The organism is Streptococcus sp. HMSC071D03, assembly GCF_001812125.1.
Taxonomy (GTDB): Bacteria; Bacillota; Bacilli; order Lactobacillales; family Streptococcaceae; genus Streptococcus; species Streptococcus pseudopneumoniae_N.
Genome location: NZ_KV807773.1, coordinates 1 through 18,163 on the forward strand (window position 1 = coordinate 1; position 18,163 = coordinate 18,163).

General features: G+C 39.3%; 21 protein-coding genes, 1 other RNA gene and 3 pseudogenes. 4 read left to right on the forward strand and 21 right to left on the reverse strand.

The features are described 5' to 3' along the window. Positions 1-81: 81 nt before the first annotated feature. Genes HMPREF2837_RS06765 through HMPREF2837_RS06780 form a run of 4 tightly spaced genes read right to left on the reverse strand, consistent with a single transcriptional unit; the run spans position 82 to position 3,249 of the window. Positions 82-318 (reverse strand): acyl carrier protein, encoded by a 237-nt coding sequence (locus tag HMPREF2837_RS06765; RefSeq protein ID WP_049549409.1) that lies wholly within the window; start codon positions 316-318, stop codon positions 82-84. A gap of 5 nt (positions 319-323) precedes the next feature. Further along, entirely contained in the window at positions 324-1,316 is a 993-nt protein-coding gene (plsX, locus tag HMPREF2837_RS06770; protein ID WP_049549410.1) for a phosphate acyltransferase PlsX, read from the reverse strand. Beyond that, the gene (recO, locus tag HMPREF2837_RS06775) at positions 1,313-2,083 is read right to left on the reverse strand and encodes a DNA repair protein RecO (protein WP_075230750.1); all 771 of its coding nucleotides are present in this window, start codon (positions 2,081-2,083) and stop codon (positions 1,313-1,315) included. The genes plsX and recO overlap by 4 nt, the downstream gene beginning before the upstream one ends. Further along, positions 2,080-3,249 carry a pyridoxal phosphate-dependent aminotransferase gene (locus HMPREF2837_RS06780; protein WP_075230751.1) on the reverse strand — a complete coding sequence of 390 codons (1,170 nt, stop codon included), beginning with the start codon at positions 3,247-3,249 and terminating at the stop codon, positions 2,080-2,082. Before HMPREF2837_RS06780 ends, recO begins: the two co-directional genes overlap by 4 nt. A gap of 256 nt (positions 3,250-3,505) precedes the next feature. Here HMPREF2837_RS06780 and HMPREF2837_RS10770 point away from each other — a divergent pair, with 256 nt between their 5' ends. From HMPREF2837_RS10770 to HMPREF2837_RS06795, 4 genes are all read left to right on the forward strand, one after another. Beyond that, positions 3,506-3,673: a plasmid mobilization relaxosome protein MobC gene (locus HMPREF2837_RS10770; RefSeq protein ID WP_398578169.1), complete on the forward strand. Its 168-nt coding sequence runs from the start codon at positions 3,506-3,508 to the stop codon at positions 3,671-3,673. Between the two features lie 268 nt (positions 3,674-3,941). Then, complete coding sequence (locus HMPREF2837_RS06785; RefSeq protein ID WP_049549413.1) at positions 3,942-4,226, forward strand: type II toxin-antitoxin system RelB/ParD family antitoxin; 285 nt, start codon at positions 3,942-3,944, stop codon at positions 4,224-4,226. Next, on the forward strand, positions 4,216-4,569 hold the full coding sequence (locus tag HMPREF2837_RS06790; protein ID WP_075230752.1) for a type II toxin-antitoxin system RelE/ParE family toxin: 354 nt from the start codon (positions 4,216-4,218) through the stop codon (positions 4,567-4,569). The genes HMPREF2837_RS06785 and HMPREF2837_RS06790 overlap by 11 nt, the downstream gene beginning before the upstream one ends. 485 nt (positions 4,570-5,054) lie before the next feature. Continuing rightward, a complete protein-coding gene (locus HMPREF2837_RS06795) occupies positions 5,055-6,065 on the forward strand; it encodes a YeiH family protein (RefSeq protein ID WP_075230753.1) in 1,011 nt (336 codons plus the stop codon). 174 nt (positions 6,066-6,239) lie between these two features. Here HMPREF2837_RS06795 and HMPREF2837_RS06800 read toward each other — a convergent pair whose 3' ends face one another. From HMPREF2837_RS06800 to comW, 17 genes and pseudogenes are all read right to left on the reverse strand, one after another. Further along, positions 6,240-6,677, reverse strand: coding sequence for a CoA-binding protein (locus HMPREF2837_RS06800; protein WP_000191085.1), 438 nt, complete (start codon positions 6,675-6,677; stop codon positions 6,240-6,242). Between the two features lie 142 nt (positions 6,678-6,819). After that, positions 6,820-7,659, reverse strand: coding sequence for a class B sortase, LPKTxAVK-specific (gene srtB, locus HMPREF2837_RS06805; protein ID WP_075230754.1), 840 nt, complete (start codon positions 7,657-7,659; stop codon positions 6,820-6,822). Positions 7,660-7,733: 74 nt separating this feature from the next. Continuing rightward, positions 7,734-8,378 carry an amylase-binding adhesin AbpA gene (gene abpA, locus HMPREF2837_RS06810; RefSeq protein ID WP_075230755.1) on the reverse strand — a complete coding sequence of 215 codons (645 nt, stop codon included), beginning with the start codon at positions 8,376-8,378 and terminating at the stop codon, positions 7,734-7,736. Positions 8,379-8,678: 300 nt separating this feature from the next. Next, positions 8,679-9,647: a ribose-phosphate diphosphokinase gene (locus HMPREF2837_RS06815; RefSeq protein WP_000010179.1), complete on the reverse strand. Its 969-nt coding sequence runs from the start codon at positions 9,645-9,647 to the stop codon at positions 8,679-8,681. Positions 9,648-9,863: 216 nt separating this feature from the next. Beyond that, positions 9,864-10,358 carry a beta-class carbonic anhydrase gene (locus HMPREF2837_RS06820; RefSeq protein ID WP_006147430.1) on the reverse strand — a complete coding sequence of 165 codons (495 nt, stop codon included), beginning with the start codon at positions 10,356-10,358 and terminating at the stop codon, positions 9,864-9,866. A 163-nt stretch (positions 10,359-10,521) separates the two neighbouring features. After that, positions 10,522-11,217, reverse strand: a complete 696-nt coding sequence (locus HMPREF2837_RS06825) for a TIGR00266 family protein (protein WP_075230756.1) — start codon at positions 11,215-11,217, stop codon at positions 10,522-10,524. Between the two features lie 71 nt (positions 11,218-11,288). Further along, positions 11,289-12,659 carry a DNA repair protein RadA gene (radA, locus tag HMPREF2837_RS06830; protein ID WP_398578170.1) on the reverse strand — a complete coding sequence of 457 codons (1,371 nt, stop codon included), beginning with the start codon at positions 12,657-12,659 and terminating at the stop codon, positions 11,289-11,291. Positions 12,660-12,695: 36 nt separating this feature from the next. Continuing rightward, positions 12,696-13,187, reverse strand: a complete 492-nt coding sequence (locus HMPREF2837_RS06835) for a hypothetical protein (protein WP_075230758.1) — start codon at positions 13,185-13,187, stop codon at positions 12,696-12,698. Positions 13,188-13,203: 16 nt separating this feature from the next. Beyond that, the gene (locus tag HMPREF2837_RS06840; protein WP_075230759.1) at positions 13,204-13,719 is read right to left on the reverse strand and encodes a histidine phosphatase family protein; all 516 of its coding nucleotides are present in this window, start codon (positions 13,717-13,719) and stop codon (positions 13,204-13,206) included. An 18-nt stretch (positions 13,720-13,737) separates the two neighbouring features. Further along, positions 13,738-14,040: pseudogene (locus HMPREF2837_RS10775) on the reverse strand (isochorismatase family protein); the annotation flags it as partial. Then, positions 14,036-14,197: pseudogene (locus HMPREF2837_RS10780) on the reverse strand (DNA repair protein RadA); the annotation flags it as partial. The pseudogenes HMPREF2837_RS10775 and HMPREF2837_RS10780, both read right to left, overlap by 5 nt. Positions 14,198-14,207: 10 nt before the next feature. After that, a pseudogene (locus HMPREF2837_RS06845) lies at positions 14,208-14,745 on the reverse strand (histidine phosphatase family protein). 1 nt (position 14,746) lies between these two features. Then, on the reverse strand, positions 14,747-15,190 hold the full coding sequence (locus tag HMPREF2837_RS06850; protein WP_075230760.1) for a dUTP diphosphatase: 444 nt from the start codon (positions 15,188-15,190) through the stop codon (positions 14,747-14,749). A 212-nt stretch (positions 15,191-15,402) separates the two neighbouring features. Further along, positions 15,403-15,500: signal recognition particle sRNA small type (gene ffs / locus HMPREF2837_RS06855), an RNA gene on the reverse strand. A gap of 32 nt (positions 15,501-15,532) precedes the next feature. Then, positions 15,533-16,000 (reverse strand): tRNA adenosine(34) deaminase TadA, encoded by a 468-nt coding sequence (tadA, locus tag HMPREF2837_RS06860; RefSeq protein WP_075230761.1) that lies wholly within the window; start codon positions 15,998-16,000, stop codon positions 15,533-15,535. A gap of 332 nt (positions 16,001-16,332) precedes the next feature. Continuing rightward, positions 16,333-17,619 (reverse strand): adenylosuccinate synthase, encoded by a 1,287-nt coding sequence (locus tag HMPREF2837_RS06865; RefSeq protein ID WP_025171244.1) that lies wholly within the window; start codon positions 17,617-17,619, stop codon positions 16,333-16,335. 232 nt (positions 17,620-17,851) lie between these two features. Then, a partial coding sequence (comW, locus tag HMPREF2837_RS06870) for a sigma(X)-activator ComW (RefSeq protein WP_261674343.1) occupies positions 17,852-18,163 on the reverse strand: 312 nt, incomplete at its 5' end.

The window sequence follows — 18,163 nt, forward strand, 5'->3', positions numbered from 1 at the left end:
CTTTTGTCTTGTTCTTGTTTCAATTGACTATATCTTTTTTCGAGAAATAAAAAAACAACATGACTTGCATGTTGCTATATATTAGATTTTATCTTTAATGGCTTTCAATACATCTGCCACACTTTGAAGATGGTCGATTTCTTCATCACTGATTTCAATTCCAAATTCATCCTCAACGGTTAGAACAAATTCCATCAAATCTACCGAATCAGCATCCAAATCATCCTTCAAGCTCAAGGCCTCTGTGACTACAAAGTCTTCTCCTTGACGTTCTTGGATAATGGTCACGATACGGTCAAAAATTTCTTTTTCTGTCATATATATTATTCTCCTGAAAATTCATGCGCAGTTTGAGCAACTACGTCTGTTTTTAGCATGGTACGAATCTGACGAATCGTACTGTACACAGCCTTGGCATCACTTGAGCCATGAGTCTTGACAACAGGCGCCTTAACACCAAACAAGACTGCACCCCCAACATCTGAATAGTTGAGCTGCTTTTTCAAACCTCTAAGGCTATCCTTGAGAAGAAGAGCACCAAGTTTTGCTCGAAGTCCACCACCTGTAATAGCATTTTTAAGTAAGCTCATGATTCCCATGGCTGTACCTTCGATGGATTTTAGCACAGCGTTTCCCGTGAAACCGTCTGCCACGACAACATCTGCAACACCCTCCATCAAATCACGCGCTTCCACATTACCGATAAAGTTCAAACTCTCATCAGCTACTAGCAAGTCATAAGTTTCCTTGCGGAGTGGATCTCCCTTACTGCTCTCTGTCCCGTTATTAAGCAAACCAACTCGTGGTTTTGCAATTCCACGAACATTTTTAGCGTAGAAAGAACCTAGGATGGCATATTGATGAAGATGATGGGCTGTGTTTTCTGCATTGGCACCGAGATCTAGCATATCAAAACCTTTCCCATCAACTGTTGGTAAGGTTGACATAAGTCCAGGTCGGTCAATATTCTTGATGCGACCAACGATGAAAAATCCTGCCGCTAGCAAAGCACCGGTATTTCCTGCAGAGAGCACGGCATCTGCCTCCCCATCTTTGACGGCCTTGGCCGCCAAGACCATGCTTGCATTTTTCTTCTTACGGATGGCTTTTGTTGGTTCATCGTCTGAATCAATTTTCTCATCTGTATGGATAATACTGATGCGATCTGTAGCTGTTAGATATTGCTTAATTTTACTTTCATCTCCGTAAAGTTGAATCTCAATATCTGAAAAGTCAGCAAGGGCTTGATTGACTCCCTCTACAATAGCTTGAGGTGCATAATCGCCACCCATTGCATCTACTGCGATTTTTTTCATTTGTCTTCCTCTTTTAGTAATTGTCCCCAATCAGCTAGGGAATCAATAAATTTCTTTGATTTTAGGTGAATTCCTACGTATTCTTCATAAATTTGATCCATGAACTGACGCAATTCTTGCTTGATTTCAGGCTTGAGAGAAATAGTCTCTAAAGTCTCAAAGTTAATAGCTTGAAATTGATTGAGCAGATAGGGAATGTTTGGATTCAGATGACAACGTTTCTCATCCTCATGATAATGCTCAGGACATAAGCAAGCGCCATATTTGAAAGAAAAGTCAAAAGCCTGACCGACCCGATGGCAAAAGACACACTCATTAAAGTTAAGACTGATCCCAAAACGTGTCAAAATCTGAATTTCAAAAATATTAGTCAAAACTTGATAATCCAAACCCTCTTCCATCAACTCTAAAGTCTTTTGTAAAAAAGCAAACAAGGGAGCATCCTGTTGATTGTCCTGCAAACTAGCATCTGCCAGAGCTGCCACATAGGTCGCATAGGCCATGACAAAGAGATCACTATTGATTTTTGGAAAGGTCATCACCTCATGATAGTCTTCAATATAACTAAGCCCATCATCATTGATTCGTAAAAGAAAACGAGCCAGCACCAAAGGTTGAATAACTGGAGCCAGTTTGGATTGACCGACATGTTTGACAAAAAACATGCGCTTACCGACCTGCTCTGTAAAAATCTTGACTAGCTTGTCATCCTCACGAAAATTACGATTGTAGAGCACCAACCCCTGACTCGTAATAGACTGAATCATGCTTCTCTCATGTACTCCTCAAGACGTTTCATAGCCTCTCTGATGGTTTCCATACTAGCCGCATAAGACAAGCGCACATAACCTTCTCCATATTGACCAAAAGCTGCACCAGGGATAAAGGCAACAGCCTTCTTCTGAGCAAAATCCTTCAGAAAAGCAAAGGAATCTTGATTATAGCCTGCTGGAATCTTAGCAAAGATATAAAAAGCACCGTCTGGCTTGATGATTTCAAAACCAAGGTCAGTCATCTTCTCGATAATGTAGTCCCGACGTTGGATATACTCCTTCTTCATCGGCTCTGCATCGTTCTTACCAGCCGTCAAGGCTTCCACCGCAGCATGTTGAGCCATGGTATTTGCGGCAGTGACCAAGTACTGATGACTCTTGATTAACTGGGCTGTGAAATTTGCTGGAGCAAAGATAAAACCTAAACGCCAACCTGTCATAGCATGGGATTTAGATAAACCGTTAATAATAATGGCCTGATCTCTCAGCATCGTTCCCAAAGATACATGATTTTCCCCTGTATAAGTTAATTCTGAGTAGACCTCATCACAGACAACGAAAATCTCATACTTGCGTAAAACGTCAGCCAAGGCTTCCAACTGTTCGCGACTATAAGTAATCCCTGTAGGATTGGCTGGATAGTTAAGAATAACAGCCTTGAGCTTGTCACCCTGCTCCAGAATTGCCTTCTCCAGCATTTCAGGAGTCAAGACAAAACCATTTTCAGTCGTATCAATCTCGACAATCTCTGCACCAACTAGATTAACAATTGGTTCATAACCTGGATAGGCAGGAGCTGGCAAGAGAACCTTGTCACCCTCTTCTAAAATAGCTGTCAAAGTAGCTGATAGAGCCTCTGTCGCACCAATTGTGACCAAGATTTCATTTTTAGGATTATAGTCTAGCTGGTATTTTTCTCTTACAAAATCACTAGCTGCCTGGCGTAAAGTCATCAAACCACTCATCCCTGTATAGTAGGATTGATTTTGGTCAATGGCGCGCTTAGCCGCCTCCTTGACATGGTCTGGAGTTGTGAAGTCAGGCTCTCCCAATGTCAGACGTAGAACCCCAGGAATCTCTGAAATAGCCTGGTCAAACTGACGAATCAAGGAAATTTGAATCTTATCTAATTGTTTATTAAATCGCTTGGTTAAGTCCATAGATACCCTCCTTACTTAAAGGACATATGACTATTATACTACAAAAGCCCCCCAACCGCAAAATCACACTAGCATAAGCAACTGATGTATGTTCATTTAAATTTATTACAACACTATGTTTTTAGAATACTCAATGAAAATCTCATGAAACTAGGAATTGAGGTGAAAGCATAACTAAAGTTAGGTAAGTCGAAGATGACAACGTATTAGGAGATTTTCGACGAGTATTGAGAAGTTATGTAAGGAAATAAATCGGATAGGGGGCAATATAAATCAGATCACAAAAAAAGTAAACGAAGATAATCAGGCTAGTCTAAATGAATTTAGTCAGATTCTTGAATTGCAGAAACATTTGAAAGATACAGTCAGGCAATTTATTCAAAAACAAGAAAATCAAACAAAGGTACAGGACAGATGGTTGTAATAAGAATTATTGTTGATATTCTCTCTTATTTATTCTAAACTTATAACTAAGGATAGGATGATGTCGGGTGACTGGTAACAGTTTGCTCAAATGTTGCTGATGATTCAGCTTCAGGTTTGGCACTACCTTCAACTTTAGGCTGTAAAGAACCCGCTCCACCACTGGTCCTATTCGTTTCACTCTTGGAGTATATTCAAGAGTTTTTTTCTTGCAAAAAAAGTTCAAAAAATATATACTGGATATACACGATATAGAACGGAGATATACCATGACTAAATCACTTGTTAAGCAATACAATTTTAAAATCAATGAGTTAGCAATGGAACAAGCTAGAGCCATTATCAAGGAAAAAGGAATGACCATGACGGATGCTATCACTCTTTTTATAGAGCAGATTGTCCTCGAACAGGACTTGCCAATCAAGACTGCAGAAGATTTACACCGTGAACAGTTGATTGAGGAATTACAAGCTCAATCCGAACGAGCCTTAAGAGAATATGAAGCAGGAAAAGGGACTTCCCTAGACAGTATGAGGGCACGCTATGGCTTATAAAGTAATTATTTCTGATGAAGTGAGCCAAGCTATTGACAGTATTCATGATTACATCACTACTGTTCTTTTATCACCTCAGTCTGCTAAAAATACTGTGAGTAAAATTTTAGATGGCTTAAAAAGTTTAGAAGTCTTTCCTGAGGCTGGTTTTGACGCCGATGAAAAAATTGGTGTAAAGATTAATAGTAAGTACCCTACACGAGGAAAAATTATCGGCCAGTATGTCTTACTCTACTTCATCGACCAAAAACAAAACACTATTTTTTTATCTCACCTATTCCACATAAAAAGCGACTATGTCACTTTGCTACAAAATGGTACTAAAAAAAGCTCAACTGATTGAGATATCTTTCTTTATTTTATAAGCTCCGAAACCTTAATTTTTGGTACCGTCTTGGTTTAACAATACGCTGTATATATAATATTTTACAGCTACTTTTTCTTTAGAAACGTTGATTTAATAAGGATTTAAATATTACAGAGTATACCTTTGTAAAATACGGTTTTGCTAATCTTCGTTACAACTATTCTAGCACCATTATTGATTACTAGATCGGTAACGTCATTTCTGAGTGGATAGTCAGAAAGTGGCTAGACAAGCGCGACAAAAAATATAACCTGAGTTTAGTTTTAATATGACTAGACAAACAGAAATACCAGAGGTGGAGCTCTGGTATTTCTGTTTTTGCCAAGACTTCGTTACAGTTCTTGTACAGCTATTATCACATAAATTTGAGAAACTTGTCAAATAATTATTAAACTTTACTTTCTCTTTACTTTTCTTCTAGACAAGACTATAATAAGAAGTGCTTATTTTCGGAGGTTTTTATGTCATTTCTATCAAAAAATTGGGCTGGACTTTTGGTCTGTCTTATCATATCTATCATTTCTTGGATTTTAGGGAGCTTCTTGCCTGTTGTCGGGGCACCTGTCTTTGCCATCTTTATTGGCATGATTCTCCACCCATTTCTCACTTCCTATAAACAACTAGATGCTGGTTTGACTTACAGCTCCAAGAAATTACTTCAGTATGCTGTTATCTTGCTTGGGTTTGGACTCAATATCTCTCAAGTTTTTGCAGTAGGAAAATCTTCGCTCCCTGTCATTCTATCCACCATTTCTATAGCCTTGATTGTTGCCTATCTCTTCCAGCGCTTTTTTTACCTAGATACAAAGCTAGCTACCTTGATTGGTGTTGGTTCCTCTATCTGTGGCGGTTCTGCCATTGCAGCGACTGCTCCTGTCATCCATGCCAAGGAAAAAGAAGTCGCACAAGCCATTTCTGTTATCTTTTTCTTCAATGTCTTGGCAGCTCTTATCTTCCCAACTCTAGGTTCTTGGCTCCATCTTTCCAACGAAGGTTTTGCTCTCTTTGCAGGAACTGCGGTCAATGATACTTCCTCTGTAACAGCTACTGCCAGCGCCTGGGATAGTCTATACAATACAAACACTCTTGAGTCTGCCACCATTGTCAAATTGACCCGTACCCTAGCTATTATCCCTATCACTCTCTTCCTCTCTTACTGGCAAAGTCGTCAACAAGGAAACAACCAAGGGGTAAAACTTAAAAAAATCTTCCCTGTTTTCATTCTCTACTTCATCCTAGCTTCTCTGCTAACCACAGTCCTTACTTCCTTAGGTGTCAGCAATAGCTTCTTTTCACCTCTCAAACAACTCTCCAAATTCCTCATCATCATGGCTATGAGTGCTATTGGTCTCAAAACCAACCTCATCGCTATGATTAAGTCCAGCGGTAAATCCATTCTTCTCGGAGCTCTCTGCTGGATTGCCATCATCCTGACTAGTCTCGGTATGCAAACGCTCATCGGTATTTTCTAATACTCTTCGAAAATCTCTTCAAACCACGTCAGCGTCGCCTTGCCGTAGGTATGGTTACTGACTTCGTCAGTTCTATCCACAACCTCAAAACAGTGTTTTGAGCAACCTGCGGCTAGTTTGCTCTTTGATTTTCATTGAGTATAACACAAAAGGTAGCCCGCAAGCTACCTTTTTTTATTGTTCAAGAATTAAGCGTGTATGTTCTCTCTTAATACAACGGTTCATCACGATATCATCGCAACCTCCAGTACGCAAGATTTCTTCCGCTTCTAGACTTTCAAGTCCTAGTTGCGCCCAGAAAATCTTAGCATCAGCCTTGAGAAAATCTCGTGCCACATCTGGTAGAAACTCACTACGACGATAGACATTAACGATATCTACAGGGAAAGGAATCTCAGCTAGACTGGCATAAGCCTTTTCTCCCAAGATTTCCCCACCTGTAGCCTTAGGGTTTACTGGTATGATTTTATAGCCACGAGCCTGCATTTCCTTTGTCACTCGATTGCTAGTTGTCTCCTCACGGTCAGACAAGCCCACTACTGCTAGAGTCTTACTGGTTTCTAGATACTGACGGATTACGCCATCACTTGGATTGATAAATTCTTGAGTCATAAAAACCCTCCTTTTTCATCTTTCATCAGTATAGCATATTTTGAAAGGGTTTGCAGAAATTTACTATAAAATCAAAAAATCCTCCCAAAATTAAACAATTTCATTCAATTTGAGGAGGATTCATAAAAATTTTATTTAAAGATTATTCTCTTGTTGGTTTATACTGAAGGCTTTCTCCATGTTGTTTGACAAAGTCACTCATCTCTGAGTCAGGAATTTGTCGAAGGTAGAGATTGGCACGAATCGTATCATCTTCTTCACGACAAGTAGAAAGAACAAGATATTTATCCTTAGCTGATACCTTGACATTTGGCTTCTTAACCTCTGCAGTATCATAAATAGTAGTTAGCTGTTTCTCAAAATCTGCATCATCATCAAAAGAAGTACGGTAAAAAGCTGTTTCTTCTGGAACAATGATCATAGCAACAGCTTCATAATAATACTTTCTCTCTGGAGTTTCAATGACAACATAAGGGTGTTCATCAAAATATTCTTGGCGACTGAAGTAATTCACATCTTTAAACATGCGGTGGTCAGAAACTTTACTACCACGAGCGTGACCAAATAACCAAGTCAATCGATCACTAAAGTCCTTCTTGTTATCAGCATCCATAAAGACTGCACCCATTAAAGGTTCGTTAACGCCATCAAAACGCTTATCCAAATAAGTCGCATTATCCGTTGTTTGAACGACTGGCTCATCTAACTGTGTACCAGGAATATATACGTAACCAACCGTCTCAGAGTTTGTTGCAAGCAAGCCTTTAAATTTATTTGCGAGGTATTCCTTTTCTTCTGCGCTAGCAGTATAGGCTTGTTTTGGAGCTTCCTGAGTAACCTTTGCATCATTTTGCTTATCTCCACTTGGAGCTAGGAAGCTTTTATAGATAAAGAAGCCTCCCAAAGCAACGATAGCTACTGCAACGATTGAAGCAATTATTTTAGTAATTGGTGATTTCTTTGTCGTAGAACGTCTACTCATCTTTTCCTCCCTCATTTTTTACCAAAAAAATCACTGAAACCAAGTTTCAGTGATTGGCTACTTTTTAAATAAAATTATTTAGCAGCGTGTGTTTTTGGAAGAGCTTTTTGACCTGCTTTAGCATTTGCGCCAGCTTTTTTAGCTGCTTCGTCTGCTTTTTTAGCTTGGTCTACAGCACCTGGTTTACCATCTTCTGGTTTAGTTGCAGCTTGATCAGCTGCTGCTTGGTCAGCTGATGCAGCTGTACCTGTTTGGTTAGCTTGGTCTTCAGCGATACGAGTTGGGTTAGGTTTGTTATCTTCAACACCAGTTGGGTCGTTCCAGTAGTTACCTTGAGCTTTAGCTGCGTTACGGTATGTTTCTTGCAAGTATTGGATTGCACGGTTACGTTGTGAATTTGTTGCGTCAGCCAAAACTTCATCAAGGTTAGCTTTAGCAGTTGCTACAGCTTTTTCATGAGTGTGACCAACGATTGCTTGAGCTTTAGCAAGTTCTGCACGAGCTGCAATCACTGAAGGTTCTTTTTCAACAGCTGCTGCGATATCTTCTGGGTGAGCTTCTACGTATGCATAAGCTTGATCTGCAATATCACGTTCAGAAACATATTTCTTTTGGATCAATTGGTTAGAAGAAGCTGGGTTTTCTCCTTGTGCAAAAACTGGAGCTGCTGCTGAGAATACTGCAAGAGCTGCTACTGATGCCAATAAAACTTTTTTCATTGTTTTATCTCCTCTTTAAGTTTAATTTTAATTATAAAGATAATCCTTATTACCTCAAATTATATCACATATATTTAAGTTGTCAAGCTTTTTCTTAAACTATTTTTAAAATTTCTGGTAAAAAACGAGTAAAATTTATTATATTCTTAAAAAACAAGCAATATTCTCGAAAGATTAAGGAAAAAAATGGACTAAAAAACGAACAATTAGTGAAATTTTCACATTTTTCTGATCTAATTAAGAAAACTCCCAACAAGGTCTATCACTTTATTAGGAGTTTTGTCTGATCTAACGAATTCGTTAGATTTTTTTCTCAATACTAAATAATGGAGATAGAGGACGTTTTTCATGGATACGGATAATAGCATCTGCCAAGAGATGAGCGATAGAGATTTGCTCAATCTTATCAATTAAACGCTCTTCTGGTAGGTAGATAGTATCCAAAACAACTAATTTTTTAATAGCTGATTTTTGGATATTATCCATAGCAGGCCCTGAAAGAACTGGGTGCGTACAGCTTGCATAAACTTCGACAGCACCAGCTTCTGCAAGAGCATCCGCCGCATGGCAAATAGTTCCAGCTGTATCGATCATATCGTCAATCAAGATACAAGTCTTGCCTTCTACCTTACCAATGATGTTCATCACTTCACTGGTATTCATCTTATCCACGCTACGACGTTTATCAATAATGGCAATCGGAGTTTTCAAAAACTCTGCCAATTTACGAGCACGAGTCACCCCACCATGGTCTGGACTGACAACCACATAGTCAGAACCAACCATGCCACGACGCTCAAAGTAGTCTGCAATTAAAGGAGCACCCATCAAGTGATCGACAGGAATATCAAAGAATCCCTGAATCTGTGCAGCATGCAAGTCAATCGTCAATAAACGATCCACTCCAGCCACTTCTAGCATATTTGCTACAAGTTTTGAAGTGATTGGCTCACGCGCTCTCGCCTTTCTATCCTGACGTGCATAGCCATAGTAAGGCATAACAACGTTGACAGATTCTGCACTGGCGCGTTTCAAAGCATCTACCATAATCAAAATTTCTAGCAGATTGTCATTTACAGGTGAGCTAGTTGATTGTAGGATAAAGACGTGTTTCCCACGGATCGATTCCTCGATATTAACTTGAATTTCTCCATCTGAAAATTGACGTACAGTCGATTTTCCCAACTCTATCCCAATCTCTTGCGCCACACGCTCTGCCAATTCTCTATTTGAAGAAAGGGCAAACAGCTTTAAATCAGAAAAAGACATGATTTCCTCCAGTATTTATGTATCACTTGTGTTTTTTCACAAAATTTTTCCAACTACCATTGTAGCGCTTTTTTCTTGATTTTTCAATAAAAAATAAGACAAGAATGGACATTTATCCCCTTGTCTTGTGCTCATTTATATTCCTTATATTCAAGCTGAAATGTGACAACTTAGACATTCTATCTCATAGGAAGATAGGAACTCACAAATGAAAAGTTAGTATACCTCTCTCATACTACCTGTATCCACATCATAAACAGCCCCTGAAATAACCACATCATCTGGAATCAATGGGCATTCTCGAAGTAACTGCATATCCTCACGAACACTCTCCTCAACGTCTTGAAAAGGGAGAAAATCTTGACCCGAGACATCAACCCCTAATTCAGTTTTTAAATGTTCTTGAAACTCTTCGTTTTGAAATGTCTGAGCACCACAATCTGTATGATGAAGAACCACAATCTCTCTTGTTCCCATTTGTTGCTGAGAAATCACGAGTGAGCGAATCATATCGTCTGTCACTCGACCGCCCGCATTCCGTAAAATGTGGGCATCTCCCAGAGCTAACCCCAAAGCTTGTGCAACGTGCAGACGTGAGTCCATACAAGTCACAATGGCTACTCTTGTTTTCGGCTTGATTGGCAGATTTAACTGCCCATGCAGGGCAACATAAGCCTGGTTGGCTTGCATAAACTGTTCAAAATACGACATGACAACACACTTTCTTACTTTTAAGATAATTTGAAAACCAAATTATTTATCTTCTATCTTACCATCTTTTCTTTGTCTTGTCAGCTGTCAACCTCCTTATTAAAAAACCAGGACAGAAACATCCAGCTTCTAGCTTGGGGTTTCTGTCCTAGTTTTTTTATTATTATGAACCTTTTTGAATATACTTGTTAAGAGAGCCTGCAAAGCTTTGAAGATTGAGACTTTGTACATAGACCTCACCGGTACCTCGGAAGGTATTCACCACTCCTTCGCCTGTACCAATAGATTGCCAGAAACCATTTTCTAAGTGGATATGATAGTCCAAAGATTGACTCCAAGCCACCACATGGGCATTGTCAATAGTTATTTCTTGGTTTTGAAGCTCAATTTTCTTAATCGAACCAAATGCATTTGCCAAAAGCGTTCCCTGACCTTGAGTAGTCATCACGAAAAGACCACCTTGACCCCCGAAAAGAGCCTTCCCAATAGATTGACGTTCCATTGTATAGAAGGCTGTACCATCAAGAGCTAGAAAGGCCCCATCATTCAATCGATACTGCTTTTCACCTAGCTCAAGAGCAATCACTTGACCAGGAGTATCTGGTGCTAGAGCAAGGTTGGCGTTATCAGACTCTGCAATAGCTTGAGTGATAAAGGTACTTTCACCAGAAACCATAGAACGTCCTACAGCTTTGACAAAACGCCCCAAACCAGAACCGCTGGCATTAAGTTGGGTATTGAGGCTGACATTAGGTGTGTGGTAAACCATGCTACCGCGCTGGATAAAGACTGTTTCTCCTTGGTTGAGCGATAACTCTACCAAAGGAAATTGCATTTGACTATCCATAGAAAATTTCATCAGAAATTCCTCCTTGTTTTTAATAAATATTAGCTATAAAGTGTTTTGCAATCTAAAACTGAGTAAGACTATTAGGCAAATACTTTTTTCAAGACTTCTCCGATAGTCGTCACTCCAATCACCTGAATTTCCTTAGGTGGCTTAATACCTGTCAAGGAATTTTTCGGTACATAGATTTTTGTAAATCCAAGTTTCGCTGCTTCATTGATGCGTTGCTCGATACGATTTACACGCCGAATTTCTCCAGTCAAACCTAATTCTCCTACAAAACATTCCTGAGGATTGGTTGGCTTGTCCTTGTAGCTCGAGGCAATAGCAACTGCTACAGCAAGGTCAATGGCAGGCTCATCCAATTTGACACCACCAGCAGATTTGAGATAGGCATCCTGATTTTGGAGAAGTAAACCTGCCCGTTTCTCCAAAACAGCCATAATCAGACTTGCACGATTGAAATCAAGGCCTGTTGTAGTCCGCTTGGCATTCCCAAACATAGTCGGTGTCACCAAGGCCTGCACTTCTGCAAGAATTGGGCGCGTCCCTTCCATGGTCACCACGATGGACGAACCAGTTGCTCCATCTAAACGTTCTTCTAGGAAAACTTGACTCGGATTGAGCACCTCAACCAAGCCACCTGATTGCATCTCAAAAATCCCAATTTCATTGGTCGATCCAAAACGGTTTTTGACCGCTCTTAAAATTCGGAAGGTATGATGGCGCTCCCCTTCAAAGTAAAGAACCGTATCCACCATATGCTCCAACATACGAGGACCCGCCAAGGTTCCTTCCTTGGTCACATGACCGACGATAAAGATAGCGATGTTATTGGTCTTGGCCAGCTGCATGAGTTCTGCAGTCACCTCACGCACCTGAGAAACAGATCCTTGAACTCCAGAAATCTCAGGAGACATGATGGTCTGGATAGAGTCGATGATGAGAAAATCTGGCTGAATTCTCTCTACCTCTGCCCGCACGCTCTGCATATTGGTCTCTGCATAGAGATAAAACTCGCTATCAATATCACCTAAACGCTCTGCACGGAGTTTGATTTGCTGAGCAGACTCCTCCCCACTGACATAGAGAACTGTCCCCACTTGAGACAGCTGGGTTGAGACTTGTAAGAGCAGGGTTGATTTCCCAATCCCTGGATCCCCACCGATAAGGACAAGACTTCCTGGTACCACACCCCCACCGAGTACACGGTTGAACTCCTCCATTTCAGTCTTTGTTCGATTGACATTGATGGAGGTCACTTCAGCCAGTTTCATGGGCTTGGTTTTCTCACCTGTCAAGGACACACGCGCATTCTTGACTTCTGCAACCTCGACTTCCTCAACAAAAGAAGACCAAGACCCACAGTTTGGACAACGTCCTAGATATTTAGGGGAATTATACCCACAATTTTGACATATAAATGTCGCTTTTTTCTTTGCGATGATTCTAATCCTTTCATTTTTAAAATCTCTTATTAATTTCCCAAATCAGTAACTATTTTTTTTCAGAACAATCAGTCCACCATCATCCGCATGGACATAATACTCCCCATCAGGACTAAATCCAAAAATATAGGGTAAATAACCTTTATAAATTTGAGTCCTAGTTTCTTTATTCTCTGCCCAATAAATGGTTAAAATCGGATATTCTTCAGATTGGTCTTTAGCCATTGTCACTCGGATGTCTTTACCATTATACAAAGGAAGGCTTCCACCATATTGTCCAGCAATAGGAATAGGTGAATCATAACCATCACACATAGCTACTAACTCTATCTCATCGTAATCCCCATCTATTGGAGTGACTTGACTTTTTTCACTATCGATGATGGACATATATTCTGAAGAAATGCAAAGGATTTTTTGATAGTCTACTGGAAGAAAAGCCAAGTAAAGAAAACCTCCAATACTAATCTTATACACCTTCTTATACCCTTGACAATTTTCTGCGGTAAAAGCTTGAAAATCCTTATAGCTCATTTAATTGTGCTTCTTTCTATATCTCTATCTCACACTCAATCACTTGGCAAAAATCAATCTTCTCGTCTGGTACAAATTGGCGCATGAGCATTCGATGAGCAACAACTACCACAGTCTGGTAGTCTCGATACTTAGCCATGCATTCTTGAAAACGAGACTTCATCTCCGCAGCTGTCTCATATTGAACAGGAGAATTTGGGAGCAACTCCCCCTTGTTTTCTAAAAACAGACATCTAGCTGTTTCAAAGTTCTCTATACCTGTTTCATAAACCTGCCATTCATGCAATAATGGCTCTACCCTCAAAGGAAGGCCAGTAGCACAGGATACATAAAAAGCCGTTTCTAAAGCTCGCGTCACTGCAGAAGACACCAGGATATCAGCTGAGCCAAACAAAGGATTTTTGCAAAGTTCCTGAGCTTGTTGTCTTCCTTTCTCAGATAAGGGTGCCAAATCTATCCCGAATCCAGTATAGGAACGCTCCTCTAACTCACGGTAATTTGGCTCCCCGTGACGGATAAAAATAATTTTCATATTAAGATCCCCATAAAACTATCCAATCTTGATTCCGCAATCTTGCCACTGCTTCAGTGTTTTAGAGAATTTCTTCTGGTTGGCAACTCCGACAGCAGACAAATCGACAGAAACCTAATAATTCTCCTTGGTAGCTGCCAAAACGGAAGCCTTAACACAGCCATTGCCATCTACCCCTATAAACTCTATGCTTTTAGCACCGTTTTCCTCTAAAAAATCTTTTAAATCTAGATTAGTAAAGCAAGAAGCCCGACGCTTCTCAAAGATACGAGAAGATACAAGCAGCAAGCCGGTCGCAAATTTCTTCTTTCTGTCTTTTCTCCCCCGTCAAGGACACACGCGCATTCTTGACCTCTGCAACCTCAACCTCCTCAACAAAAGAAGACCAAGACCCACAGTTTGGACAGTGCCCTAAATACTTAGGGGAATTATACTCACAATTTTGACACACAAATGTCGCCTTTTTCTTTGCGATAATAAACCTCTTTCTATATCTCTATCTCACATTCAATCACTTGGCAAAAATCAATCTTATCATTTGGCACAAACTGGCGCATGAGCATTCCGTGAGTTACAATGATAATAGTTTTATAATTTTTATACTTTTCCAAAGCTCTTAAAAAACGATGACGCATCTCTAGATCAGTTTCATAGCGATAGGGAGAATCTTCAGATAAACCTCCTTGATGTTTTAGATAATATTCATGAGCTACCAATACACTAGTTAAATCAGAGTTAGTGCCATCTAAGTCTGGACGCCACTCATGAAAACGGTTCCACAAATAAGTCCAATCCTGTTTCAACTGCTATATAATGTGCTGTTTCTAAAGCCCTCGTCACAGACGATGAAATAATAATCTCTGCCTTTCCAAAACATGCAGTTTTAGCAGCTTCTTTTGCCAGACTGCAACCTTTTCCTGTCAATGGTGCTAAATCACGACCAAAACCACTATAGAGTTGCGGATTTTCAAGTTTATCAAGCATACTATAATCTGGCTCCCCATGACGTACAAAGATAATCTTCATCTTAGTGCCCAGTTGATCCAAATCCACCAGTCCGCACGCCATCTGCCGCATCGCCATCCGCAATCAAAAATGGAGCAAAGACAGCCTGAACCACACGTTCCCCAACTTCAAGAACAACTTCCTGATCGGTAATGTTTTTCATCTGTGCAAAGATATGTCCTTCATTTCCTGGGTTACCATAATAATCTCCATCAATGACACCCACAGAGTTAATCAAAACCAAGCCCTTCTTACGAGGGTTTGAAGAACGATCATAGAGATAAAGCACTTCTGTCGGTTGCATATAGGCCTTAACCCCTGTTGGAACAAGGACAATCTCTCCTGGAGCAATAACTGTGCGCACAGCAACCTTTAAGTCGTAACCAGCTGCATGTGCTGTCTCACGCTTGGGTAGCAAACTCTCATCTGTAAAACTAGAAACTAATTCAAAACCACGAATTTTCATATTTCCCTCTTTTTAATCTTTTATTCTAGGCTATTTTATCTTATTTATTCGAAAAAAGCACGAAAAATCTTCTATATAAAATAAAGAAAAGTGTCCTATCAAAAAGCAAACAATAAAATCATACAAAAAAATTTAAAGATATTTCAAATGTCCCTTATTTTCCCTTTTATTAACAAACTCATTCCTATTTAGCCACACTTAAACTATTTTCTTTAAAGCACAAAAAAAGAGCACACAATTCACTTCGCTTAGGGCTGCTGGATTCCTCCCCTGACCCGCTTCACGCAGAACTGTTGCTCCATTAGTTATTATACCACATTCCCAAAGATTTTAAAAGAGAAATTATTTTTTCCGTCGATTTCTAAAAAATTCCTGCATAATACCTGCACATTCACTCTCTAAAATCCCCGTCTCAACATCCACACGATGATTAAGACGCTCGTCTGTCAAGATATCATACAGACTTCCAGCTGCACCAAATTTCTGATTTTTAGCCCCATAAACTACCTTAGGGATACGAGCAAGCCCAATCGCCCCGCTGCACATCACACAAGGCTCAATAGTCACAAAAAGTGTGCAATCCAACAAACGCCAGCTCTCTTCCCTCAGATTCGCATTCTCGATGGCCATAATCTCAGCATGCATAACCGCACGTTGCAACTCCTCGCGGGCATTGTGGCCCCGACCAATGATTTCTCCATCCTTTATAATTACGCAACCTATTGGGATTTCATCATGCTCTAAAGCAATCTCTGCCTCCTTCAAGGCCTCTCTCATAAATGCTTCTTTTTCTTCAACTGTATAATCCATAGCTTCTCTCTTTTCCTGCTTATTATCTTTTAAAATCTCTTCCAAATATATCAGAATTCCCTTAGCATTAATGTAATACTAACATCTGCAACTTCAAAATAATATTTTTATCGATTCATAACTAATTTACTCTTTAATTTTCACTGACTATCATCAATTTTATCATTATACCATGTTTCACTACATAAAAAAAGCCACCGAATGCGGTGACTTTATAGGGAGATTATTATGAAAAAGAAAAGTTTAGGATATTTGTTACAACAAGTTAGGAGGTCTTCTTGTAACTGTCTATAGTATAGCTGAACTATCTTAAACAAATCTTAAAAAATCTCTTATGACCAAACACTTTCTAAAATATTTGTTTGTTCACGACCAGGACCCACTGAGAAAGTAGAGATACGAACGCCAACCAATTCGCTAACACGACGAACATAGTTACGTGCATTTTCAGGAAGATCTTCCAAAGTACGTACTCCAGTGATATCTTCTGACCAACCTGGTAATTCTTCATAAATAGGTTTACAACGTTTCAATTGTTCAAGACTAGCTGGATAGTAGTCAATGCGTTGACCGTCAAGATCATAAGCAACACAGATTTTAACTGTATCCAAACCACTCAAAACATCGATAGAGTTCAAAGATAAATTTGTAATGCCAGAAACACGGCGACTATGACGCATCACAACTGAGTCAAACCAACCTACACGACGTGGACGACCTGTTGTAGTACCATACTCATGACCTACTTCACGAATGCGTTCTCCCACTTCATCAAACAATTCAGTTGGGAATGGACCATCACCAACACGACTTGTATAAGCTTTACATACACCTACAACCTTGTCAATCTTGCTTGGACCAACACCAGAACCAATTGTCACACCACCAGCAACAGGGTTTGAAGAAGTAACAAACGGATAAGTTCCTTGATCAATATCTAACATGACCCCTTGTGCACCTTCAAAAAGAACACGTTTGCCATTATCAAGTGCATCATTCAAGATAACAGAAGTATCTGTTACATATTGCTTGATTTGTTGGCCATACTCATAATATTCTTCAAAAATATCATCAAATGAAATAGGTTCGCTATCATACAATTTTACAAATTGACGATTTTTCTCAGCAAGATTGCGTTCTAAACGTTCACGGAAAATCTCTTTATCCAAAAGATCTGCGATACGGATTCCAACACGAGCAGCCTTATCCATATAAGCTGGTCCGATACCCTTGATAGTAGTACCAATTTTATTTTCACCCTTAGCTTCTTCTTGCAAACGGTCTAACTCGATGTGGTACGGCAAAATAACATGCGCACGATCAGAAATACGTAGATTATCTGTTGTAACACCTTCATCATGAAGATAGCTCAACTCTTTCACAAGTGACTTAGGATTTACAACCATCCCATTCCCAATGACAGAAATTTTTTCAGGGAAGAAAATTCCAGAAGGAATCAAGTGCAACTTAAATTTCTTTCCATCGATCACAATTGTGTGACCAGCATTATCGCCACCTTGGTAACGTGCAATCACTTCTGCATTAGCTGAAAGGAAGTCTGTAATCTTCCCTTTACCTTCATCACCCCACTGGGTACCTACAACAACAACTGAAGTCATAATCTTGTCTGAGCCCTTAGGCTCTTCCTTTCTCACATACATGGCAGGAATCTCACCTGCAATTATATCTTACAATTTATTATAATAAAGATTCTCAATTTTTTCAAGACCAAAGACCAGAAACATTAGGGAATTAAAGAAAATTAGAAAATTAATATTAAAAAAATATTGTAAATTTTTATCATGACAATATAAAAGTATAAAATTGTTCGGAAATAACAGTAATTACAGATTATCCTACAACATAATCATTTGACATCAATAACTGTTCAATATACAAACGGTAGCAAGCTCTATAGTGGTAAGAAAATAAAGGATTCATAATATCAAACTTGTACCGAACTAAATAATAGAGTAAAAATCGAAGATGAAAAACTTCCCATTCTAAATCATTATCTACTAAATAACTATATTCCTTTTCAATAACATCATAAAAATCAAGATATTGTTCATAAATCTGTTCAATCATTTTATTTGACTCCATTTCTATTGATAAAATGAGTATAACAAAAAACATACTAAGATTAGTAGTGAGGAAATCTCC